The organism is Ensifer sp. NPDC090286 (assembly GCF_044769565.1).
Taxonomy (GTDB): Bacteria; Pseudomonadota; Alphaproteobacteria; order Rhizobiales; family Rhizobiaceae; genus Ensifer.
Map to the genome: position 1 here is coordinate 346,816 of NZ_JBIVYF010000006.1, position 20,185 is coordinate 367,000.

Consider the following 20,185-nt stretch of genomic DNA (forward strand, 5'->3'; position numbering starts at 1 on the left):
TAACGGTCAGATCTTCACCAGAGCCGCGGTGACATACATGAAGGCCGCACCGGCCGCGAGACCTGCCAGAACGGGCGGCGTCAGGAAGACATCGCCCCGCCGATCGCTCTGTCGCATCAGATAGGCGCCAACCTCGACGATAACCTGCAGGATCGCACCAGCCCCGACCGCCAGCGCCAGCGCCGACCACTGCGCCGACGTCGCAAGACTGCCGAGCCACATGCCGATGACGGCTGGACCGCCAGCAAGCAGCGTCAAGCCGGCGAAGACCGGGAACGGCGGCCTCTTCTTCAGGATCGGTGCGGCGATGCCGATGCCTTCGGTGACATTGTGGAGCGCAAAGCCGAGCACGAGGAAGGTGCCGAGCCCGGCCGAGCCGGCCGCAAAGGCGGCCCCGATCGCCAGCCCCTCGCCCAGATTGTGCAGGCCGATGCCGAGCGCGATGTAGGTGGAGAGCGCCAGCCCGGTCGGGGCGCCGCTTCGCCGGCCGATTGCCATCAGCAGGAGGAAACTGCCCAGGCCTGCCAGCACCACCATGACAGGCCCCTGGAAGATCGCCGCCGCCTCGCCGGCAAGCTCGAGCGCCTCGCCGCTCGCATCGACCAGCAGGAAGCCGAGCAGGCCGATCGTCAGCGACAGCAGGAAGGCCATGCCCTCGCGCCCAACGCCACGCAGCACCGGATAGAACATCAGGCCGACGGCCACGGGCACGATGCCGACGATGATGCCGACCAGCGCTTGCAGCCGCAACTGGCCCGTCGTCGCCTGGGGCGTCGGCACGGCAACCGCTATGTCATGCGCAAAGGTGGCACCGGTGTTGGTCACCACCTTCACGGCATGCGCCTCGCCCAGCATCCAGGGAAACGGCAGCTTCAGCCATGCGGCCCCGCCACGCGCGATCGGCCCCGGCGGATCCTGGGTGAATTGCCAATAGGCGTCGTCCACCTGGACCTGCGCCACCGTCATCGGTTCCGATCCGCCGGCGCGAACAAGCAGACTGAGACCGCTATCGTCGAGCACGGTCCTTTCGAAGGTCAGGTTCTCGACCGGCGGCGCCCCATTGCGGAAGCCCGACAGCGGATCGGTCGACATGAGCCAGGCAACGGCGATGCCAAAGACGATGAGAGGCAATGCCAGCCACACCAGGTTGGTCTTTGCCGCGCGAATGGCAGCTCTTGGCATCTCGTTCATGCGAGCGCCTCCACCACATCGAACATGCCGACCCAGCCGAGTTCGGTGAACTCGGTCTGGTGCGGATGAAACATGTAGAGCCCGGGTTCGTGCTCGGCGAAGGTGAACTCGAGGATGCCGCGCTGCGCCTGGCACTGGGTGATGAGATCGACGGTTTTCAACGTCGGCGTCAGCGTCGTGCCCTGATCGTAATAGTCGAAGAAATTGGCGTGCAGGTGGAAAGAGTTGATCGGATCGAACTCGATGACGTTGACGAGATAGATGCGCACCGGCTTGCCCTTCACGATCCGGATCGGCCGTTTCATGAAGGCGTGGGCGACGGTGTTGACCGCATAGAATTCGTTCTCGGCATCGAAATTGGTGTCGAAGGCGTTCATCACCATCACCAGTTCCTGCCAGCCGGCATTCTCTGGTGTGCCGAGCAGTCTGGAGCGGGCGACCTCCACATGCTCCGACCGCCGATCCGGGTCCGGATCGATGACGAAGGCGCCGTACATGCCCTTGTGGATATGCCGGCGCAGCGGCATCGCGTGGCAATGGTAGAGATGGCAGCCGAAGGGCTTGGCATCGAATTCGTAGATAAATTCGTCGCCGGGATCGACCATGCCGGCGCCGGGAACGCCGTCCATGCGCGCAGCGTGAATTCCGTGGAAGTGGATCGAGTGCGGATGCGAGGCGTAGTTGCGGAACACGATCCGCAGCCGTTCGCCCTCCTTGGCCCGCAGCGCCGGCCCCGGCACCCGGCCGTTATAGGTCCAGGCGGGAAACTTGACGCCGGGCGCGATCTCGATTTCGCGATCCTCCGCCGTCATCTCGAAGGTGCGCAAGGTGCGCCCGTCCGGCAGCGTCGACAGGGTTCCAGTGTCCCAGTCGGTCAGCATGTCGGTCGGATCGAAGCCGTTGACGGTGCTGTCCACGTCGCCGACCGTCATCATCGCGCCATGTCCCATGGCGGGCATTGGCTCTTGCCCCGCCGCTGCCGGTGGCGCGGCATGACCGACATGGCTCGCCTGTTGTTGTCCCAAGGCGGCGCTGGTGCAGATCGCCGTCCCGCCCGCCAATCCACCCATCAGCAGACTGCGCCTTCGCATCAGGTCCGGTCTTGTCGGCTTGTCCATATTCGCCCCTCTCCCTCATTGCGTAACACGCGCCGCGCTGTGCCAGACCGGGCGCGAATAAGCGATCCACATGCTTCTGCAAATCATTTGCAACAACAGCAATAATGCAAATGCAACCCATTCGCAACTGGCTCGAACACGCGTGACGGTCCGCAGGGGCCGGCAGGTCCGCGCGCGCTGGGCGACGCGCTGTCAGCGACCCTGAAACGAAAACGTCCCCGGAAAGCGCGCGGCTTCGGGGACGTTAGGTTGGACTTCGGCGCCGGACCGGAAACGGACATGTCCGGATGGCCTCGGCAGGCGGTGGTCGCGCCTCACCATTCAAGTTCGAGTTGCGGCACCCCGTTGGAGGTTTTTTCGATCGTACGGCCGTTCTCGTCCACCGTCGCCGTGACCCTCTGGCGGAAGGCCGAGAAGCTGTCGAACGTGACGACGTCGACCGGTGCATCGAACTTCATCGTCAGGCGGTAGCGCCCCGGCTGCGCCGTCAGCGCCTGCACCGAGAGGATCTCGCCCTCGAAGGCCTGGCCGAGATAGCGCCCCTTTACGCGGGATCCGAGCATCCAGGGATTGAACGGCGGACGGTTGCCGACGGCGGCGTGCAGCGTGTTCCAGTCGCGATAGCCGTACTGGGCGGCGATCAGTTCCAGCGAGCGGGAATGGCCGATGGTTTCGCCTTCGGATGCAAGGCGGGTGCGCAGACGCTTGGCCTGGTCTTTCAGGGCGTCGAGCGAGGGAAGCGGGGTTGATCCGCGCGTCATGAGAAGGTCTCCTGCAGCGGCATGCATTCCTTGAAGATGGGAGCCCGCATTGCCACCGGTTCGCATGCCGTTTCGGCTGACCGTGTCTCAAAAGAAGGACTTCACCAAAGCATGACGCTCGCGGACGGCAGGGACCTTCACCCTGCCGCTTCCATAGGGGATGCCGCTTCGGCTGTCAAACATGGCGCTGAACCGGCGTCCGCGCGAAAGACGATTGCGCACGCGCAGAAGCTGTGGGACGACTACCGGAGACGACGGAGGAGGACGTGATGACCGAAATGACGATACTCGCATTCGCGCTGGTTGCCTTCATCGGCATCGCGACACCGGGCCCGACGGTCCTGCTCGCACTCACCAATGGATCACGCTACGGCGTCAGGCGCGCAAGTGCGGGCATGGTCGGTGCCATGCTCTCCGATTTCGTGCTGATCGGCGCCGTCGCGCTTGGCCTCGGCGCGCTGCTGGCGGCCTCCGAATTCTGGTTCACCGTCGTCAAATGGCTGGGCGCTGGCTATCTCGCCCTTCTCGGCATCATGCTGCTGCGGTCGAAAGGGACGATCCAGGTGGCAACCGAGGCCGGCGGTTCCGCTCCCGTTTCCTCTATGGCGATCTTCTTGAAAAGCTTCCTGGTCGCTGTCACCAATCCCAAGGGCTATCTGTTCTTCACGGCGTTCCTGCCGCAGTTCATCGATCCGGCGGCGCCGCAGGCGGCGCAATATGCCGTTCTCGCCCTCGTCTTCGCCACCGTCGATTTCACCGTGATGTTCGGCTATGCGCTGCTCGGCGCGAAAGCTGCGGTCTTCCTCAAGCGATCCGGGGCCGTCTGGCTCGATCGCCTGTGCGGTGGCGCCTTGCTGGCACTGGCCGGCTCGCTCGCGCTTTACCGCCGCGCCACCGCCTGAAATGCTGTTTCGCCAATACGTCCTTGCGCAGATCGCGAGCGGCGACGTGACCTTGGCCTTCCGGCGCTGGACCAAGCCGACGGTCAAGGCCGGCGGCACCTTGCGTACCGCAGTCGGTGTTCTCGCCATCGATGCCGTCGACGAGATCGAGGAAGGCGCGATTACCGACAGCGATGCCCGCAAGGCCGGCTTTGCCGATCGCGCCGCCCTCGTTGGGGAGCTGGCCGCACGCACCGAAGGACGCTGTTACCGCATCGCCTTCCACCGGGCCGGCGACGACCCACGCATCGCCCTGCGGGACGCGGCCGACCTCAACGGTGAAGGACGGGCAGAAATCGACCGCAAGCTTACGCGCTTCGACGACAGCGCCGGCATGGCCTGGACCCGTCCAGTGTTGCAGCTGATCGCCGCCCGTGACGGAACGACTGCGGCGGAGCTGAGCGCCGCCATCGGCATGGAAAAACTGAAGCTCAAGGCGCGCATCCGCAAACTGAAGGAGCTCGGCCTCACCGAAAGCCTCGATGTCGGCTATCGCCTGTCCGGCCGCGGGCGTGCCTTTCTCGGCGGAAAATAGCTCGCGTGAAAAGCGGACGGTGCCGAGGACACCATCCGCTTCCAGACTTGAGGCACACGAGACCCGCGGCAGAGAAGAACACCCTGAAGGCTCTTCCCTACATCCCTGCGTCACGGATCACAGTGCAAGTGTTGACGGGTGATCGGTTCGAACGCGTTTCGAAGCAAACCCCGGAGCGATTGCGGGATCGGGGCGGAAAACCGCGCCGCTTTCCCGTTGCCCTTTAGTGGCGGCGCTGTTTGCCGCCGTTGTTCGACAGGATGCCGAGACCAAGGTCGAGATCGTTGCCGGAGAGAACGCCGTTCAACGACTTGTTGAGGATGCTGTTGTCGGAAAGCACATCGCCGACATCGACCTTCGGTGCGATGACGATGCCATTGGCGATGCCGCCGTTGAGCACGTTGACGTTCTTGCCGGACAGAACACCCAGCGACAGGCCACCGGCCGACGCCTGGGACACAGTGGCGGCCACAACTGCGAATGCGATGCAAACTGTCTTGATCGTCATGGGGTTACCTCCTGTTTGACGTGTACCTGCTGTACACAACCAGGAGAGTACAATTAACATTTCAGTAATCAATTAAGAAAGCAAATCATAATAAACAGTTAAGCATAACATCTTCAATTCTAACGAGCGCCAGGGCCGGATCTTCCGACGAAGCATTTGGGCATGACACCGGGAATATTCGACACAGCTAATTACAACATAAAGTTTTATTAACCACGTAACTCCATCATATGCTTATAAAGGTATCGATTGAGGAAAAGGGGATGCGACCATTCCCGGCCGTCGTAGTCACTCTTGTTGTTCTCGCGACAGCCTTTCCGGCCGCCAGTGAAACCACGCTCGATTACTCCGCCGGCTACGGCCACAGCAGCAATATTTTCGAGGACCCGCAGGTGCTTTCCGGACCATTCTGGGAAGGTCGGCTGGGGTTACGCGGCAGCTTCGAGCTCGGTGACGGCAAGCTCAGCTACGGCATCCGGCAGTTCGAGCGTCGGATCATCGACTACCGTTTTGCCGACACGCATTTGACCGGCGGCACGCTCGGCTATTCCTTCCCGATCGGAAAGAACCTGCTGGTCGAACTCGAGGGTGCCGCCATCCGCAACGATTCCGGCGACCTCTTCCTCAAGCTGCCGAACAACATCATCGGCTACCGCACGATCGATTATTCGACCCAAGCGGCGGCCAAGGTCACGGCCGAAGGCCTTGGCGGCAAGACTGCCTTCTCGGCGAAATACGACGAGCGCCGGCGCGGCATCGCCGAGTTCACCACCGATCTCATCCGCCCCACCAAGCTCGACCCGGACGTCGCCCTTGCGACCTTCGGCGTCAGCCACTACCGCACCGTCGGCGGCGGCGAGCTTTGCCTGTGCGTCGAATATAACCGCTCGATCATCCCCGGCGACGAACAGAACAGCTTCGTCCGCTTCCCGGCGACGACGCTGCGCGGCTCGATTGCCTATGCGCGACAGTTCGACAACGGCCTGACCCTCGTCGGCGAGGCCGGCCTGATCGCGCTGATGAGCAACAATCTCGGCGATACCAGTCGCTACACGGAGCCCTATCTGCGAGCCGAAGCCAAATGGGAAACATCCGGCGGCTTCGAAATCGGCAGCGGCTTCCGGCAGGACATCGCCATCGACGACATCGACGATGCGGTCGCCGAACTCACCCGCACCGTCTCCGCCTCGATCGCCCAGCGCTTCAATCCCTGGATCAAGGCAAGCCTCGGCTACGAGGTCAGCCGCGCCACCTATTATTACTATCTCTACGACCGGAAGACCGAGACCGTCACCGCAACGCTGCTGCTCGGCCCAGAAGAGAAGCCGCAGCTCGAAATCGAGTATGCCCATTCGCTGCAACGGGAAACCGACCCGACGCAGGACTACAGCGCCAACACCATCGTCGCACGCATCGGCGGGTCCTTCTGATGCCGATCGTCGCTGTTGCACCGCCGATAGAGGTGTGAGACGACTTGCCACCCAAACAGGCAGGACGAGGAGACAGGCATGATCGGCTATACGATGGTCGGAACGGCGGACCTGAGGCGCGCAGAGCGCTTCTATGATCCGGTGATGGCGCTGATCGGCCAGGAGCGCTGCTATTGCGACGAGCAGGTTTCCTCCTGGGGCCGTAAGGACGACGACAAGGCGCCGCGTTTCTTTGCCTGCCATCCCTTTGACGGCGGGACGGCCTCCGTCGGCAACGGCGCCATGACCGCCTTCCTGGTGGAGAGCGCCGGCGTGATCGACCGGCTGTTCGAAACAGCCATGGCGCGCGGCGGCAGCGAAGAGGGAAAACCGGGTTTCCGCCCGCAATATGGCGATGGCTTCTATGCTGCCTATGTGCGTGATCCCGACGGCAACAAGCTGGCCTTCGTCTGCTACGACGCCCGCGAGACGCAGAGTACGTCCTAATCCGTCTTAGCGGCGCGTGGACCAGCCGAACCAGATCGCCACGGCCGCAAGCATCAGTGCGAGCACGCGCCGCACCAGCCGTTCTCGTGCCGGCGAGTTGAGAACCGGCTCCAACGCCCCGGCCAGAAGCACGATCGCGGCGTGAACCGCGGTCGCGACACCCACATAGAGTGCGGCAAGCGTCAGGTTCTGCGGCAATAGCGGCCGGGTATCGTCGACGAAGGTCGGAAGCACGGTGACGAAGAACAGCGCCGCCTTCGGATTGAGCAGATTGGTGATCAGGCCGCGCCGGAAATAGAAGGATGCGGGCTTGCCGCTCGGCCCCGCCTCCTCTCCGTCACCGTTCCAGGCTTCGAAGGCGAGATAGAGCAGGAAGCCGACACCTGCCCAGCGAAGCGCTCCATAGAGCATGTCCGACTGACCGACGAACTCGGCAACGCCGAAGGAGGCGGCAAAGCCGACGATCGCGAGGCCCAGCGCCACGCCGGCGACGGTCGACATGCCGGGCCTGCGCCCCTCCGAGGCCGCGACCATGGCGAGGTACGCCATGTTCGGCCCCGGCGTCAGTTCGATGATGAAGGATGTCAAAAGAAAGGGCAGCAGGGTCGCTGCCCCGAAAATGAACGGATCCATGCGCGAGACTTCCATTCGCTTGCAACGGGGCCGACCCGCTTGCGGCAAGGCCTTGTCCGCAAAGACAGGTCGGCGACACCGCATTGTCAAGGAAGATCACGAACCCATCAGCAGGGAGCGCCCGGCATGGCATGCGTCTGCCCCCTCGCCGATCAGATCGGACCAGCGAGGGAGCAGCGAAAAATCCGTCACCGCAGGTTGGCGACGGAATGCGATCTCAGGCGGCGCGGCGAACCGGGGGCATGGCGAGCTTGCGGCCGCTGGCGACGATCAGGCCGGCAGCACCCTCGAGCCAGCTGTCGCGAAGCTCGAGCGCCAGGAACCGGTCGCGTTCGAACGGACCCGGCATGACGAGATGCTGGGTGCGGCTGGCAAAGAATCCGAAGCGCTCGTAATAGGCCGCGTCGCCGACGAGCAGGATCGCGCCGTGGCCGCGGTTCTTGGCCTCTTCGATGGCAGCGCGCATCAGCATGGCGCCGATGCCCTTGCCCTCATGCGCCGGGTCGACGGCGAGCGGACCGAGCAGCAGCGCCGGCACGGCATGGCCTTCGCGGCTGACGCCGGCCTCGACGTTCCAGAGGCGCACGGTGCCGATCACGTGACCGTCGACATCGCGGGCGACGAAGGCAAGGCCTTCGGCCGGCAGCCGGCCGCTGCGCAGCTTTTCCGACGACTTGCGGCGCCGCTCCGGCCCCATGGCACGGTCGAGCAGGTTCTCGCGCGCGACGACGTCACCCGGATTCTCGGCATCGATTACAAATGTAGTGGGCGCGAAAAACGCGCGCAGGGCGTCAACAACAGCGGCCATCGGGGCCTCCCGTCATCAAAACCGCTTCAGGCGGACCGAACGAAAATTGTGAAATGGCGCTCCCGCCCAAGGACGGGAGCAGACCGGATCAGATCACATAGGCCTTCAGCGGCTCGAAGCCGTTGAAAGCGACGGCCGAGTAGGTCGTCGTATAGGCACCGGTGCCTTCGATCAGAACCTCGTCACCGATCGAAAGCGTGATCGGCAGCGGATACATGTTCTTCTCGTAGAGCACGTCGGCCGAATCGCAGGTCGGGCCGGCGAGAACGCAAGGTTCCATTTCGTCGGTGTCGCGCGCCGTGCGGATCGGGTAGCGGATCGCCTCGTCCATGGTCTCGGCGAGACCGCCGAACTTGCCGATGTCGAGGAACACCCAGCGATGGGCGTCGTTGTCCGACTTCTTCGAGACGAGAACGACTTCCGCCTTGATCACGCCGGCGTTGCCGACCATGCCGCGACCGGGCTCGATGATCGTTTCCGGGATGTGGTTGCCGAAGTGCTTCTTCAAGGCACCGAAGATCGCCTGGCCGTAAGCTTCCGCCGTCGGCACGTCCTTCAGGTACTTCGTCGGGAAGCCACCGCCCATGTTGACCATCTTGAGCTCGATGCCCTGCTTGGCCAGCTGCACGAAGACGCGCTTGGCATCAGAGAGCGCTGCATCCCAGGCATCCAGCTTCGTCATCTGCGAACCGACATGGAACGAGACGCCGTAGGAAACGAGGCCATGCTGGTGAGCGTAGACGAGCACGTCGACGGCCATCTGCGGGACGCAGCCGAACTTGCGCGACAGCGGCCATTCGGCGCCTTCGCCATCGGTCAGGACGCGGCAGAACACGCGGGCGCCGGGGGCTGCGCGGGCAACCTTCTCGACTTCCTCGTGGCTGTCGACCGCAAACAGGTTGACACCAAGCGCGTGGGCGCGGGCAATGTCGCGCTCCTTCTTGATGGTGTTGCCGTAGGAGATGCGGCTGGCGGTCGCACCGGCGTCGAGCGCCATTTCGATTTCGGCGACGGACGCGCAATCGAAGGAGGAGCCCATGCCGGCGAGCAGGCGCAAGATTTCCGGCGCCGGGTTTGCCTTGACCGCATAATAGATCGAGCTGTCCGGCATCGCGTGGCGGAAAGCCTTGAAATTGTTGCGCACGACGTCGAGGTCGACAACAAGGCACGGGCCTTCCGGTCGTCGGGTGTTGATGAAGTCGATGATGCGAGCCGTGGTCATGGCCATATTCCCCAGATCCAAGATGCCCCGCTTTCGCGGAGGACAAAGGGCATACGCGCACATGCTCTGGAACCAGCCGGTGGAGACCCCGGAACCATGCATGCGCTCGATGCGCGAACGGTGAATCAAAGCCCGCCTAGGCTTCAATTCGGCTTTGTCTGCCATGGATTGGAGGGGGTAACCCAACCGCACTTCCGGCAATGAAGGTGTGCCTCTTCAGTAACCCCGGCTGTTGGAAAGCCGGCAGACACCAGAAAGGCCCGCACCGTCGTTGCTTCAAGATGTCCTCGCATTTCCCGGTTGGCCGGAATAGCGACTGGAGGGGTTAGTTCCAGGTACCTTACCGATACCCTCACCTAATCGAGGGTCGGCGGACACCCACAGGCACGTGCGACTTTGGGCAAGGGCGTAGGTAAGAAAAAAGCCTGTCGTAATCAAGAGTTTTTTCGCAGCCGCAGTTGAATTTTTTTCCAGCCGGGCAAAACTGTCGGTGTTCACAAATTCTGAACGAACGGCGCCGGATCGATCACAGAGGTAAAGCATTGAAAGAACACCGTTATTTCTAAGGAGCCTGCGCCGGCGGCAGAAACCGGCGCGATGACGCAAGCGACGGACAGTCTGCCGTCGGCAACATCGACGTGGAAAGAGGCCTTCGCCGGCGAATCGGCGGGGCGCGATTGAGAACACGAGAGAAAGATCGCCATGGACACACTCACCCGCATCCGCGCCTTTATCGATGTCGTGGACGCCGAGGGGTTCTCGGCCGCCGCAAGGCGTGTCGGCAAGTCGAAGGCGCTGCTTTCCAAATATGTGCGCGAGCTCGAGGATGAACTCGGTGCGCTGCTCCTCAACCGCACGACACGGCAATTCTCGCTGACCGAGGCCGGCCACACCTATTACCGCACCGCGTCGGAGATCCTGAAGGAGATCGACAATCTCGCCGACCTCGTGCGCGCCAACAATTCCGACCTCAAGGGGCGGCTGCGCATCACCGCGCCGCGCACCTTCGTCGATGCGGACATCGGCCAGTCGCTGGTCGATTTCGGCAAGCAGCATCCCGAACTCTCGCTCGAAATCATCTCCGACGACCGGTTCGTCGATCTGGTCGAGGAAGGCTTCGACGTCGCCATCCGCATCACCCGGCTCGAAGATTCGACGCTGATCGCCCGCAAGCTCGACGATTTCCAGGTGCTGATCTGCGCCGCCCCCGAATTCCTGGAAAAGGCCGGCCCGATCGCTCACCCGACGGACCTTTCCAAGCTGCCCTGCATTCTCGATACCAATGGCCGCTCCTATTCCAACTGGCGCTTCGTCGAGCCTGACGGTTCGGCCTTCACCGTGCCCGTCAGCGGCCCGATCGAGGTCAACAGCCCGCTTGCCGCCCTCAGGGCCACCGTCTCCGGCCTCGGCGTATCGATCATTCCGGATTTCATCGCCCGCCCGAAAGTCGCCACCGGCGAACTCGTGACGCTGTTCGACGATTTCCTGCCCCGCGACCGCGGCATCTATGCGATCTATCCGCATCGCCGCTACCTCCCGGCCAAGGTCAGGACCCTCGTCGACTTCCTCCACGCCTGGTTCCGCAAGCCGCGGTGATCGGGCACCTAAGCCTCAAAGTCCCAATTCCGTCCCATTTCCGGTACATTTCCGGAAACGAATCGCGGAGCGATCGCTCCAGCCGAAAGGATTGCCGCCACATGAGAACCAAATGCCTCGTCATGGCCGGCCTTGCCACCTTGGCTGCCCCGTCGCTGGCCTTTGCTCACCCGCATATCTTTGCGGAAGCGCGCCTCGAGGTGGTCTCCGACGACAAGGACGAGATCAGCGAACTCCGCAATGTCTGGCGCTTCGACGAACTGTTCTCCTCCAGCGTCGTGCTCGATTTCGACAAGAACTCGAACGCGACACTCGATCCGGACGAGTTGGCGGAGGTCGGCCAGACGGTGATGGAGTCCCTGTCCGAGTACAATTACTACACGACGATCCTCGACAACGGCAAAACCATCAAGGTCAACAAGCCGGACCACATCACCGTCGACTACAAGGACGGGCAATTGCTGATGATGTTCGCGGTCAAGCCGGCCGAGCCGATGCCGCTCAAGGGCAAGCTCTCCTTCGGCGTGTACGATCCGACGATGTATACCGCGATGGACTTCGCGAACGACGATGACCTGACGGTCGTCGGCGACAAGATCAATGCCTGTGAGCACAAGGTCGTCCGCCCTGATCCCGACGAAGTTCTCGCCGAGAACAAGGACACCTTGACCGATGCCTTCTGGAGCGATCCGACGGGCACCGACATGTCGAAGCTCTTTGCAACCAGGATCGAGATCTCATGCTGAATACCCGCGGGATTGGACGCCTGGTCACGGCAGCGCTCATCGTCACGGCGCTCTCCGCAACGATCGCCGCGGCCCAGTCGCCCCTCGGCATCGGCACGGCCGAGCCGGCGTTCAAGACGACCGGTTTTCTCGGCGGCTTCTTCGCCTGGATCAACATGGAGCAGCAGGGCTTCTATCGGCTGATGACCAACGCGCTGAAGGGGATGCGTGAGAACCCCTGGCAGCTCTGGTCGCTGGTCGGCCTCTCCTTCACCTATGGCGTGCTGCATGCCGCTGGCCCCGGCCATGGCAAGGCGGTGATCTCCTCCTACATGATCGCCAACGAGACGGAGCTGAAGCGCGGCGTGCTGCTCTCCTTCCTCTCCTCGCTCCTGCAGGGCGTGGTCGCGATCCTTTTGATCGGCGCCGTCTACCTCGTCCTGCGCGGCACCTCGATCAGCATGACAAGCGCGACGCGCTGGCTGGAGATTGCGAGCTATGCGCTGATCGCCGCCTTCGGCGGCTGGCTTCTCCTGCGCAAGCTGCGGTCGATGCTGCGTCCGGTTGCCGTGGCGTCCGTTGCCGGCGGCGGTCACGTCCAGCTCACGCACGATCATGATCATCACGATCATCATCACAGCCACCATCATGATCACCACGGGCACAGCCATGGGCCGGGCGAAGTCTGCGCAAGCTGCGGCCATGCGCACGCGCCCGATCCGTCGATGCTGAAGGGCGATCGTTTTGCGCTGCGCGAAGCCTGGTCGGCGGTCATCGCCGTTGGCCTGCGTCCCTGCTCCGGCGCGCTGATCGTGCTGTCCTTCGCACTCCTGAACGGGCTTTACCTCGGTGGCGTGCTTTCGGTCTTCGCCATGTCGATCGGCACGGCGATCACCGTCTCGATCCTCGCGACCATGGCCGTCACCGCCAAGGGCTTTGCGCTCCGCTATGCGGCAAACGGCGCTGCGGCCGCCCGGATCTCGAACGGTATCGAGATCGCCGGCGCTGCCCTTGTTCTGTTGTTGGGATTGGCGCTGCTCGGCGCGGCGCTACAGAGCTGACACAGACGGCCTGATCAGGCCGTCAGAGCCCGCGCTTGCGCTGGTAGCGCGCGCGGAGCCAGAAGAGCAGGAAGAAGCCGAGAACGAAGATCACGCCGAAGGCGGCGGCAAGCCAGGGCGAGATATCCCCGAGCTTGAGCATGATCGACGGCAACACGAAGAAGCCGAGGCCGGCGACGACGAGAATGATCGCAGCGGCGATCGCCGGTGACTTTTCCTTGTTCTGCATGACTTCCCTGCTGTTGTCTGCTGCGGCCTGAGCAGCCGGCGCCTATTTCGACGCCTGCCGCTCCAGGTCCGAGCGTATATCTTCAAGCCGCCGCTTCTGGCGACCGTCTTCATCGAAATTATCAGCTGCAAGCCAGGTTTCGAATGCGGCATTGAGCAGCGGCCATTCGCTATCGATCATCGAAAACCAGGCCGTGTCGCGGTTGGCGCCCTTGGAAATCATGTGCTGCCGGAAAATGCCTTCGAAAGTGAAACCGAGGCGTGCCGCCGTCTGACGGCTGGCCATATTCTCGCTGTTGCACTTCCATTCGTAGCGGCGGTAGCCCAGATCCTCAAAGACGTGTTTTGCCATCAGGTAGTGGACTTCGGTCGAAAGCGGCGACCGCGCCATGGCAGCGCCATGCGCGACGGAGCCGACCTCGACGACGCCATTGGCCGGATCGGGGCGCATGTAGTTGGCCATGCCGACGACAATGCCGGTTGCCTGGTCGCGGAACACCTCGGTGACCCAGCTGGACTTCTGCTGAGCCGCCGTCAGCCAGGCGTCGAAGTCTTCGATCCCGGCGAAGTCCGGCTGCGCGAAATACTTCAGCAGCGGATTGATCGCCATGCCGCCGAGGCCGTCCCAGAGATCCTGCAGATGCCGGTCGCGCTCATAGGGCTCAAGCTTGACGAAACGCCCTTCGAGCGCGACGCCCTTCGGCGCCGGGCACCCTTTCCAGTTCTTCAGGTCCTGCATCGGCCGCTCCTCCTTCTTCCCTGCCCTTCGGCATAGGCCAGAGTGGCGGCCGACACAAATTCAAACTGGTGATGAACCCTGTTCGAACCGGTGATGAAACCGTGCCGGCCGAAACGATCCCCTACGCGGTGGCCGGCACCTTGGCGGCCGAAACCGTCGCCTCGATGTGATCGACCAGCGCATCGGGAAGTCCGAGGCGGCCGGCAAGCAGGTCGAGATAGCCACGCTCCGCACGGGTTTCCGGTTCGATCGTCAGGCGCGACGCGGTGTAGACCTCCACCCGCTCCTCTTCGGTCTTTGCCGCACCGACGATCGCGTCGATATCGACCGGGTTGGCAAGCTCGCCTTCGAGGAAGCTCGCGGCATCGGCCGAGAGGCCCGATACCGACAGCTTGTCCATGATGTGCTGGCGCTCGGCATCGTCGATATGCCCATCGGCGCGCGAAGCGGCGATCATCGCGCGCACCAGCGTCAGCGCAAAATCATGGCTGACGGCTTCCGGCGCGGAGGCAAAACCGGAATCGGCCGGCGGCGGCAGAAGTTCCGGGTCGCCCTTGGCGACCGTTGCGCCGCCGGGCGTGTTGCCGGCCTGATAATTCTTGTAGGCCTGGTAACCGAGGCCGGCGATCGCCGCGAGGCCGCCGAGCACGGCGGCGTTGCCGGCCAGCTGGCGACCCGACTTGGTGCCGAGCAGAACAGCGGCGATGGCGCCGCTCGCCAGCGGATTGTCCTTGGCAAGCTGCGTCGCCTGGGTCGCGCGATCGCGCACCGTGCCGCCGGCACCGGGCACTTGCGATCCCAGAAACTGGTCCAGCAATTTCTTCGCGTCGAACATCGGGTTTCGCTCCTTGTCGGTTCCGGGCGTGTGAAGACAAATGGGATGGCGCGCCGCCCGCAATCGCGCCGTCGAATGGAGTGAGACATAGGAACGTTGCAGCGGAAATACAAATTCGCGCGAGAGATGCGCGCCCAACAAAAAAGCCGGGCGTTCGCCCGGCTTTCGAAATCGGATCGTGCCTTATGTGGCTCAGCCCTTGAGGGCAAAGGCTTCCGCCGCAAGCTTGGTGATGCCGGCCCAGTCGCCCTTGGTAACCAGTTCCTTCGGCGCCACCCAGGAGCCGCCGACGCAAACGACGTTCGGCAGCGTCAGATAGTCGCGCGCGTTCGACAGCGAGATACCGCCCGTCGGGCAGAACAGCGTGCCGGCGAGCGGCGAGGACAGCGACTTGAGGTAGGCCGCACCGCCGGCCTGTTCGGCCGGGAAAAACTTCATGACGTCGTAGCCTTCTTCGCGCAGGCCCATGACTTCGCTGGCGGTTGCCGCCCCCGGCAGCAGCGGCACGTCGTGGTCGTTGGCCACGTCGATCAGCTCCTGCGTCGTGCCGGGGCTGACGATGAACTTCGAGCCGGCTTCGACCGCCGCTTCGAACTGGGCGGCGTTGAGGATCGTGCCGGCACCGGCAACGGCACCTTCCACTTCGTTGGCAACGGCACGGATCGCTTCGAGCGCTGCCGGCGTGCGCAGCGTGATCTCGATCGCTTTCAGGCCGCCAGCAACGAGTGCGCGAGCCAACGGAACGGCGGTCGCCACATCATCGATGACCAGCACCGGAACGACCGGGGCCAGCTTGAGGGTTGAAAGAAGCTTGTCGGATTTCGCGCTCATGCCGATCGTCCTTTTTAAAACGATTGAATATGCCACCCGCATACCCCTCTCGGTGCCGATTGTCGAGAGCGACAGCGACAAGACAGTCGCCCGAAATATAAGACAAGTATAAAGTACAATCGACAACAACGAGATGGCTTGAGCCTTCGCGGGAAAGCTATAGGTTGATCGCGATCGAGCCTCTCGAAATGGCGGATTTACCCATGGCGAAGGAAATAGAGCGCAAATTCCTGGTCGCTTCGGATGGGTGGCGCGCGCATGCGGACAAGGGCATAGACCTCAGGCAGGCTTATGTCGTGACCATGGACGACCGCTCGTTGCGTGTGCGCATCCACGGCAACAAGTGGGCGCGCCTCACCATCAAGATCGGTAAGTCCGCGCTCGTCCGAAACGAATACGAATATGATCTGCCGATGGATGATGCCCGGGAGATGCTCACGCAAGCCGTCGGAATCGTCATCGAAAAGCGACGCTACCGGGTGCCGCACAAGGGATTCACCTGGGAAGTGGATGTCTACGAAGGCGCGCTCAAGGGCCTGATCGTCGCCGAAGTGGAGATGAAGCGTGAGACGGACCGGCCGGCGCTGCCGGACTGGATCGGACGCGAGATCACCGGCGATCGCCGCTACTCGAACCAGTCCCTGGCAGCGGAGGGTCTCCTGGAACCACAATCATGACCTATGCCTTCCAGCCCGGACGGCCTTTTACCGACGACTTCCGCACCATTGCCGCCGAACAGCTGACGCAGGCAGTCACGACCCTCGAAGACCGCCCTCAAGGCCTCCATGAGGCCGTCCATGAAGCCCGCAAGAACTTCAAGCGCCTGCGTTCGCTTTATCGGCTCGTCGCCGCCGACGCGCTGCAGTTCCAGAAGACCGAAAACACACGCATCCGCGGCATGGCGCGCAATCTCTCGATCGTCCGCGATGCGGCAGCCCTGGTCGAAAATGCCCATTATCTCAAGGCGGCCTCTTGCAACGAGGAGGAGGAACGAGCCCTCGCCCATGTCTGCGAGCGGCTGACGACGCGTCGCGATCGCATCGCCGCACGCGAAACCGATATCGAGGATCGCGTCGCCGGCACCATCGTCAATTGCGAGCAGGCGCTGCAGGCATTGGCCCAGGTGTCGTTTGACGACCGACGCGGCAAGACCGCGGCCCGGCTGACGAAAGGCTGGCGACGGACACTTAGGCGCGCTGCTCGCGCCAAGGAGGCCTGCGGGTCGAGCACGGAGGCGGACCCCTTCCATGAATTGCGCAAGCGGGCACAGGACTACCGCATGCACTTGGGACTGATGCGCGAGACCTGGCCGTCAGCCATGCAGGCCAAGCGCAACGATGCCAAGATGCTGGTCGACACGCTCGGCCATCTCAACGATCTCGCCATCATGGTCCAGCTGATCAACGAGGAGCCGGCACTGGCCGGCAACAGCCAGGACCAGGCCCATTTGATCGCCGCCGTCATCGCCCGCCAGGAAACCTTGCGCAACGATGCCTTGAGGCTTGCCGCGACGGTTTTCCAGGAGCAACCCGAGGACGAGAGCCGAACGATCCGGCTGCTCTGGCTTGACGCCACCCGCTGACGAAGCCCACCTAGCCGGCCGTCCGCGCCGCGACAGAGTGCCCCTCGCCCCCGCTGCGATTGCGCTTGCGGCGCGAAAGCTGTATTTGCACGGGCCATGACCGACATTTCCACGACCCCGCTCGCCCAGACCCATGGTGAGACGCATGGCCAGTTCCTGGTCGCCGCGCTCTATCATTTCGCAAGCTTTCCGCGCTTCGCCGAATTCCGCGAGCCGCTGCAGGCCGTCTGCGACGAAAACGGCGTCAAGGGCACGCTGCTGATCGCCCATGAGGGCATCAACGGCACGATCGCAGGCACCGACGCCGGCATTGCCGCGGTGCTCTCCTTCCTGCGCGCGCAGCCCGAATTCGGTGCACTGGAGCACAAGGAAAGCCGCGCATCCTCCATGCCGTTCCTGCGCATGAAGGTGCGGCTGAAAAAGGAAATCGTCACCATGGGCGTCGAGGACATCGACCCCAACAAGATCGTCGGCACCTATGTCGACCCGAAGGATTGGAATGCGCTGATCTCCGATCCCGAGACGATCGTCATCGATACGCGCAACGATTACGAGACGGCGATCGGCATCTTCAAGGGCGCGGTCGATCCGCAGACCAAGACCTTCCGCGAGTTTCCGGACTGGGTGCGCAACCACACCGGCCTGCACAACAAGCCGAAGATCGCCATGTACTGCACCGGTGGCATCCGCTGCGAGAAGGCGACCGCCTTCATGAAGGAGCAGGGCTTCGACGAGGTGTACCACCTGAAGGGTGGCATCCTGAAATATCTCGAGGAAGTGCCGCAGGAAGAAAGCCTCTGGGAAGGCGCCTGCTTCGTCTTCGACGATCGCGTTTCGGTTACCCACGGCCTCGAGGAAGGCGAGCACACGCTCTGCCACGCCTGCCGCCAGCCGTTGACCAAGGCGGACCTGGCTTCACCACACCACGAGGATGGTGTCGCCTGCATTCATTGCCACGAGGTTCGCACCGACGAGGACCGGGAGCGCTACCGCCAGCGCCAGCGGCAGATCGAACTTGCGAAGAAGCGCGGCGAGCGCCACCTCGGCAGTTGAGCAGTCAAAGCTCGATGGCCGGCTGAGCGACCAAAGGGCTCTCGGTTGGAGAGTACTTCAGAAGAACGCCGCCGAGCCGGCGCCGGATTCGCATGACGAGTTCCTGTCCGAAGTCGGGTGGTGAGCTTTCGAGCACGACAAACTCGCTTAGCCGGCTGTCGTCAGGATTCCAGAAAGCGGTGTATGCAAAACCGCAATGCGCCTCCCCGCAACCAACCGCTACTGTTCCAAGTCCACCATTCGTGCCTGGCTCCAAGCTCAGCTCCACCCCGCCTTGACCGGTAAACAACAGGCAGGTCTTTCCGCGAGCGCACGTGACTTCAGCGTGAGAGAGCAGTTTGCCGCCCAACGAAAACGCGTAACGAACGCGAAACGTGCCACCATCGGCGGGCTCCGCAATCGCCGTTGCCGCTTGCAAGAATGCGGCGAGTGCCGGAGCAAGCAACAGGCCAATTGCAAGACCTCTATACCTCATTTGATCCTCGGACGCGGACTGGACGTCAGCGTATCGAGCACGACTCTGGGGCGAATTTGTGAATAGTAAACAACCGGAAAAGGATGGTCGAGGGCCATCAACCCGGCAGCGCCTCGCACTCCCCAAGCACCAGCGCGCTGCGGTCCCATTCATGCCGGCTGCGCGTAAAAATCGCGTCGGTCGGCTGAAACACCGAAGGGTCGTCGAGCGTCCCGGCGTAGATTGACAGGCGCGGATCATCCGGCGGACCGGAGCCGTATACCTGGCTGCCGCAGGTTTCGCAGAAATAGCGGATCGAGGGATTGCCGTTTGCAGCGCGCGTCTCATAACCGCGGCCCGCGCCCGACATCGTCACATCGGCTCGGCCGAAGATCATATAGCAGCAATGGCCGGTTCCGGTCGTACGCTGACAGTCGCGACAATGGCAGAAGCCGGAAAACAGAGGCTGAGCCTTCAGCTCATACCGGATCGCACCACAGAGACACCCGCCCGTCATCGCATCCATGTCCTACCCTCCTCAAGGCAGGCGGAGGATAACGCTACGCGCGGTCCGGTCAAAGAAAAACCGCGCGCCGGGGTGCGGCGCGCGGTCGATGGTTCGCTTAGGCGGAGCTGCTTACCAGCTCGGGATCAGCGCGCCCTTGAAGGTGTCGTTGATGAAGGCACGCACCTTTTCGTCGTGGTAGGATTCGACCAGCGTCTTCACCCACGGTGCGTCCTTGTCGGCCTTGCGCACGGCAATGACGTTGGCGTAGGGCGACTTCTCGCCTTCAATCGCGATCGCGTCCTTCTTCGGATGCAGGCCGGCTTCCATCGCGTAGTTGGTGTTGATGACGGCGGCGTCCACGTCCTGCAGCGAGCGCGGCAGCTGGGCGGCGTCGAGCTCGGCAAACGTGATGTTCTTCGGGTTCTCGGTGATGTCGGCCGGCGTGACCTTGAGGCCAGCCTCTTCCTTGACCTTAATCAGGCCCTTGGACGCGAGAACGAGCAGCGCGCGGCCGCCATTGGTCGGGTCGTTCGGGATCGCGATCGTCGCGCCGTCCGTGAGTTCGTCGAGGCTCTTCACCTTCTGCGAATAGACGCCCATCGGGGTGGTGATGGTGGTGCCGACGCTGACGATGTCGAAGCCGCGATCGGCGATCTGGTTGTCGAGGTAGGGCTGGTGCTGGAACGAATTGGCGTTGAGGTCGCCGTCAGCCAGAGCCTGGTTCGGAACGACGTAGTCGGAGAATTCGAGGATCTCGATGTCGAGGCCCTTGGGGGCTGCGACTTCCTTCACCTTCTCCATGATCTGGGCGTGTTCGCCCGGGGTGACGCCGACCTTGATGGTCTCGGCGAATGCCGCGCCGGCGGAAAGAGCGGCAATCGCTGCCGCGATGATAAGCTTCTTCATGGTCGTCTCCTTGTTCACGTTCAAGTCTTGGGAG

The 20,185-nt window shown here is 63.1% G+C and carries 25 protein-coding genes; 10 read left to right on the plus strand and 15 right to left on the minus strand.

The genetic code is table 11. From position 1 onward, the window contains the following. Window positions 1–6: 6 nt before the first annotated feature. The 3 genes from ACIQUG_RS28420 to ACIQUG_RS28430 form a co-directional block, all read right to left on the minus strand. Complete coding sequence (locus ACIQUG_RS28420; RefSeq protein WP_402325584.1) at window positions 7–1,191, minus strand: metal transporter; 1,185 nt, start codon at window positions 1,189–1,191, stop codon at window positions 7–9. Then, window positions 1,188–2,309: a multicopper oxidase domain-containing protein gene (locus ACIQUG_RS28425; protein ID WP_402325586.1), complete on the minus strand. Its 1,122-nt coding sequence runs from the start codon at window positions 2,307–2,309 to the stop codon at window positions 1,188–1,190. The genes ACIQUG_RS28420 and ACIQUG_RS28425 overlap by 4 nt, the downstream gene beginning before the upstream one ends. A gap of 314 nt (window positions 2,310–2,623) precedes the next feature. Next, window positions 2,624–3,070, minus strand: a complete 447-nt coding sequence (locus tag ACIQUG_RS28430; protein WP_402325703.1) for a glyoxalase superfamily protein — start codon at window positions 3,068–3,070, stop codon at window positions 2,624–2,626. A gap of 269 nt (window positions 3,071–3,339) precedes the next feature. On the opposite strand from ACIQUG_RS28430, the gene ACIQUG_RS28435 reads away from it, so the two are divergent. Together ACIQUG_RS28435 and ACIQUG_RS28440 are read left to right on the plus strand one after the other, a co-directional pair. Continuing rightward, window positions 3,340–3,972, plus strand: coding sequence for a LysE family translocator (locus ACIQUG_RS28435; RefSeq protein ID WP_402325588.1), 633 nt, complete (start codon window positions 3,340–3,342; stop codon window positions 3,970–3,972). A gap of 46 nt (window positions 3,973–4,018) precedes the next feature. Further along, window positions 4,019–4,546 (plus strand): hypothetical protein, encoded by a 528-nt coding sequence (locus tag ACIQUG_RS28440; RefSeq protein WP_402325590.1) that lies wholly within the window; start codon window positions 4,019–4,021, stop codon window positions 4,544–4,546. Window positions 4,547–4,769: 223 nt separating this feature from the next. Here ACIQUG_RS28440 and ACIQUG_RS28445 read toward each other — a convergent pair whose 3' ends face one another. Then, window positions 4,770–5,054, minus strand: coding sequence for a hypothetical protein (locus tag ACIQUG_RS28445; RefSeq protein WP_402325591.1), 285 nt, complete (start codon window positions 5,052–5,054; stop codon window positions 4,770–4,772). A 263-nt stretch (window positions 5,055–5,317) separates the two neighbouring features. Here ACIQUG_RS28445 and ACIQUG_RS28450 point away from each other — a divergent pair, with 263 nt between their 5' ends. Together ACIQUG_RS28450 and ACIQUG_RS28455 are read left to right on the plus strand one after the other, a co-directional pair. Beyond that, window positions 5,318–6,484 (plus strand): hypothetical protein, encoded by a 1,167-nt coding sequence (locus tag ACIQUG_RS28450; protein ID WP_402325592.1) that lies wholly within the window; start codon window positions 5,318–5,320, stop codon window positions 6,482–6,484. Between the two features lie 78 nt (window positions 6,485–6,562). Continuing rightward, a complete protein-coding gene (locus tag ACIQUG_RS28455) occupies window positions 6,563–6,970 on the plus strand; it encodes a VOC family protein (protein ID WP_402325593.1) in 408 nt (135 codons plus the stop codon). Between the two features lie 6 nt (window positions 6,971–6,976). Here the strand turns inward: ACIQUG_RS28455 and ACIQUG_RS28460 are convergent, their stop codons facing one another. The 4 genes from ACIQUG_RS28460 to ACIQUG_RS28475 form a co-directional block, all read right to left on the minus strand. Further along, the gene (locus ACIQUG_RS28460) at window positions 6,977–7,603 is read right to left on the minus strand and encodes a LysE family translocator (RefSeq protein ID WP_402325594.1); all 627 of its coding nucleotides are present in this window, start codon (window positions 7,601–7,603) and stop codon (window positions 6,977–6,979) included. Window positions 7,604–7,820: 217 nt separating this feature from the next. Then, window positions 7,821–8,411, minus strand: coding sequence for a GNAT family N-acetyltransferase (locus tag ACIQUG_RS28465; protein WP_192450799.1), 591 nt, complete (start codon window positions 8,409–8,411; stop codon window positions 7,821–7,823). 88 nt (window positions 8,412–8,499) lie between these two features. After that, on the minus strand, window positions 8,500–9,639 hold the full coding sequence (gene odc2 / locus ACIQUG_RS28470) for an ornithine/lysine decarboxylase (RefSeq protein WP_402325596.1): 1,140 nt from the start codon (window positions 9,637–9,639) through the stop codon (window positions 8,500–8,502). A gap of 488 nt (window positions 9,640–10,127) precedes the next feature. Next, a complete protein-coding gene (locus ACIQUG_RS28475; RefSeq protein WP_402325598.1) occupies window positions 10,128–10,337 on the minus strand; it encodes a hypothetical protein in 210 nt (69 codons plus the stop codon). Here ACIQUG_RS28475 and ACIQUG_RS28480 point away from each other — a divergent pair. From ACIQUG_RS28480 to ACIQUG_RS28490, 3 genes are all read left to right on the plus strand, one after another. After that, window positions 10,336–11,229, plus strand: coding sequence for a LysR family transcriptional regulator (locus ACIQUG_RS28480; RefSeq protein WP_402325600.1), 894 nt, complete (start codon window positions 10,336–10,338; stop codon window positions 11,227–11,229). The genes ACIQUG_RS28475 and ACIQUG_RS28480 overlap by 2 nt on opposite strands. A gap of 101 nt (window positions 11,230–11,330) precedes the next feature. Further along, entirely contained in the window at window positions 11,331–11,975 is a 645-nt protein-coding gene (locus tag ACIQUG_RS28485) for a DUF1007 family protein (RefSeq protein WP_192450802.1), read from the plus strand. Further along, window positions 11,969–13,015 carry a nickel/cobalt transporter gene (locus tag ACIQUG_RS28490; RefSeq protein ID WP_402325602.1) on the plus strand — a complete coding sequence of 349 codons (1,047 nt, stop codon included), beginning with the start codon at window positions 11,969–11,971 and terminating at the stop codon, window positions 13,013–13,015. Before ACIQUG_RS28485 ends, ACIQUG_RS28490 begins: the two co-directional genes overlap by 7 nt. 22 nt (window positions 13,016–13,037) lie before the next feature. Here the strand turns inward: ACIQUG_RS28490 and ACIQUG_RS28495 are convergent, their stop codons facing one another. From ACIQUG_RS28495 to ACIQUG_RS28510, 4 genes are all read right to left on the minus strand, one after another. Next, window positions 13,038–13,244, minus strand: a complete 207-nt coding sequence (locus ACIQUG_RS28495) for a hypothetical protein (protein ID WP_034786975.1) — start codon at window positions 13,242–13,244, stop codon at window positions 13,038–13,040. A 42-nt stretch (window positions 13,245–13,286) separates the two neighbouring features. Then, a complete protein-coding gene (locus ACIQUG_RS28500; protein ID WP_402325603.1) occupies window positions 13,287–13,982 on the minus strand; it encodes a GNAT family N-acetyltransferase in 696 nt (231 codons plus the stop codon). Between the two features lie 121 nt (window positions 13,983–14,103). Then, window positions 14,104–14,817 carry a tellurite resistance TerB family protein gene (locus tag ACIQUG_RS28505; RefSeq protein ID WP_043619545.1) on the minus strand — a complete coding sequence of 238 codons (714 nt, stop codon included), beginning with the start codon at window positions 14,815–14,817 and terminating at the stop codon, window positions 14,104–14,106. A gap of 192 nt (window positions 14,818–15,009) precedes the next feature. Beyond that, window positions 15,010–15,648 (minus strand): 2-dehydro-3-deoxy-phosphogluconate aldolase, encoded by a 639-nt coding sequence (locus ACIQUG_RS28510; RefSeq protein WP_402325604.1) that lies wholly within the window; start codon window positions 15,646–15,648, stop codon window positions 15,010–15,012. Between the two features lie 203 nt (window positions 15,649–15,851). Between ACIQUG_RS28510 and ACIQUG_RS28515 the strand changes: the two genes are divergently transcribed. The 3 genes from ACIQUG_RS28515 (at window position 15,852) to ACIQUG_RS28525 (ending at window position 18,283) form a co-directional block, all read left to right on the plus strand. Continuing rightward, window positions 15,852–16,325 (plus strand): CYTH domain-containing protein, encoded by a 474-nt coding sequence (locus tag ACIQUG_RS28515; RefSeq protein ID WP_402325704.1) that lies wholly within the window; start codon window positions 15,852–15,854, stop codon window positions 16,323–16,325. Further along, window positions 16,322–17,230: a CHAD domain-containing protein gene (locus ACIQUG_RS28520; protein WP_402325605.1), complete on the plus strand. Its 909-nt coding sequence runs from the start codon at window positions 16,322–16,324 to the stop codon at window positions 17,228–17,230. Before ACIQUG_RS28515 ends, ACIQUG_RS28520 begins: the two co-directional genes overlap by 4 nt. 96 nt (window positions 17,231–17,326) lie before the next feature. Then, window positions 17,327–18,283, plus strand: a complete 957-nt coding sequence (locus ACIQUG_RS28525; RefSeq protein WP_402325606.1) for a rhodanese-related sulfurtransferase — start codon at window positions 17,327–17,329, stop codon at window positions 18,281–18,283. Between the two features lie 4 nt (window positions 18,284–18,287). Here the strand turns inward: ACIQUG_RS28525 and ACIQUG_RS28530 are convergent, their stop codons facing one another. From ACIQUG_RS28530 to ACIQUG_RS28540, 3 genes are all read right to left on the minus strand, one after another. Continuing rightward, entirely contained in the window at window positions 18,288–18,758 is a 471-nt protein-coding gene (locus tag ACIQUG_RS28530) for a hypothetical protein (protein WP_402325607.1), read from the minus strand. A gap of 97 nt (window positions 18,759–18,855) precedes the next feature. Next, window positions 18,856–19,263 carry a GFA family protein gene (locus tag ACIQUG_RS28535; RefSeq protein WP_402325608.1) on the minus strand — a complete coding sequence of 136 codons (408 nt, stop codon included), beginning with the start codon at window positions 19,261–19,263 and terminating at the stop codon, window positions 18,856–18,858. A gap of 111 nt (window positions 19,264–19,374) precedes the next feature. Further along, entirely contained in the window at window positions 19,375–20,151 is a 777-nt protein-coding gene (locus ACIQUG_RS28540; protein ID WP_402325609.1) for a MetQ/NlpA family ABC transporter substrate-binding protein, read from the minus strand. Between the last annotated feature and the right edge of the window lie 34 nt (window positions 20,152–20,185).

Coding starts and splice junctions, on each gene's coding strand:
- ACIQUG_RS28420 (WP_402325584.1), bottom strand. CDS start 1,191: ATGAACGAGATGCCAAGAGCTGCCATTCGCGCGGCAAAGACCAACCTG.
- ACIQUG_RS28425 (WP_402325586.1), bottom strand. CDS start 2,309: ATGGACAAGCCGACAAGACCGGACCTGATGCGAAGGCGCAGTCTGCTG.
- ACIQUG_RS28430 (WP_402325703.1), bottom strand. CDS start 3,070: ATGACGCGCGGATCAACCCCGCTTCCCTCGCTCGACGCCCTGAAAGAC.
- ACIQUG_RS28435 (WP_402325588.1), top strand. CDS start 3,340: ATGACCGAAATGACGATACTCGCATTCGCGCTGGTTGCCTTCATCGGC.
- ACIQUG_RS28445 (WP_402325591.1), bottom strand. CDS start 5,054: ATGACGATCAAGACAGTTTGCATCGCATTCGCAGTTGTGGCCGCCACT.
- ACIQUG_RS28450 (WP_402325592.1), top strand. CDS start 5,318: ATGCGACCATTCCCGGCCGTCGTAGTCACTCTTGTTGTTCTCGCGACA.
- ACIQUG_RS28455 (WP_402325593.1), top strand. CDS start 6,563: ATGATCGGCTATACGATGGTCGGAACGGCGGACCTGAGGCGCGCAGAG.
- ACIQUG_RS28460 (WP_402325594.1), bottom strand. CDS start 7,603: ATGGATCCGTTCATTTTCGGGGCAGCGACCCTGCTGCCCTTTCTTTTG.
- ACIQUG_RS28465 (WP_192450799.1), bottom strand. CDS start 8,411: ATGGCCGCTGTTGTTGACGCCCTGCGCGCGTTTTTCGCGCCCACTACA.
- odc2 (WP_402325596.1), bottom strand. CDS start 9,639: ATGGCCATGACCACGGCTCGCATCATCGACTTCATCAACACCCGACGA.
- ACIQUG_RS28480 (WP_402325600.1), top strand. CDS start 10,336: ATGGACACACTCACCCGCATCCGCGCCTTTATCGATGTCGTGGACGCC.
- ACIQUG_RS28475 (WP_402325598.1), bottom strand. CDS start 10,337: ATGGCGATCTTTCTCTCGTGTTCTCAATCGCGCCCCGCCGATTCGCCG.
- ACIQUG_RS28485 (WP_192450802.1), top strand. CDS start 11,331: ATGAGAACCAAATGCCTCGTCATGGCCGGCCTTGCCACCTTGGCTGCC.
- ACIQUG_RS28490 (WP_402325602.1), top strand. CDS start 11,969: ATGCTGAATACCCGCGGGATTGGACGCCTGGTCACGGCAGCGCTCATC.
- ACIQUG_RS28495 (WP_034786975.1), bottom strand. CDS start 13,244: ATGCAGAACAAGGAAAAGTCACCGGCGATCGCCGCTGCGATCATTCTC.
- ACIQUG_RS28500 (WP_402325603.1), bottom strand. CDS start 13,982: ATGCAGGACCTGAAGAACTGGAAAGGGTGCCCGGCGCCGAAGGGCGTC.
- ACIQUG_RS28505 (WP_043619545.1), bottom strand. CDS start 14,817: ATGTTCGACGCGAAGAAATTGCTGGACCAGTTTCTGGGATCGCAAGTG.
- ACIQUG_RS28510 (WP_402325604.1), bottom strand. CDS start 15,648: ATGAGCGCGAAATCCGACAAGCTTCTTTCAACCCTCAAGCTGGCCCCG.
- ACIQUG_RS28515 (WP_402325704.1), top strand. CDS start 15,852: ATGGCGAAGGAAATAGAGCGCAAATTCCTGGTCGCTTCGGATGGGTGG.
- ACIQUG_RS28520 (WP_402325605.1), top strand. CDS start 16,322: ATGACCTATGCCTTCCAGCCCGGACGGCCTTTTACCGACGACTTCCGC.
- ACIQUG_RS28525 (WP_402325606.1), top strand. CDS start 17,327: ATGACCGACATTTCCACGACCCCGCTCGCCCAGACCCATGGTGAGACG.
- ACIQUG_RS28530 (WP_402325607.1), bottom strand. CDS start 18,758: ATGAGGTATAGAGGTCTTGCAATTGGCCTGTTGCTTGCTCCGGCACTC.
- ACIQUG_RS28535 (WP_402325608.1), bottom strand. CDS start 19,263: ATGGATGCGATGACGGGCGGGTGTCTCTGTGGTGCGATCCGGTATGAG.
- ACIQUG_RS28540 (WP_402325609.1), bottom strand. CDS start 20,151: ATGAAGAAGCTTATCATCGCGGCAGCGATTGCCGCTCTTTCCGCCGGC.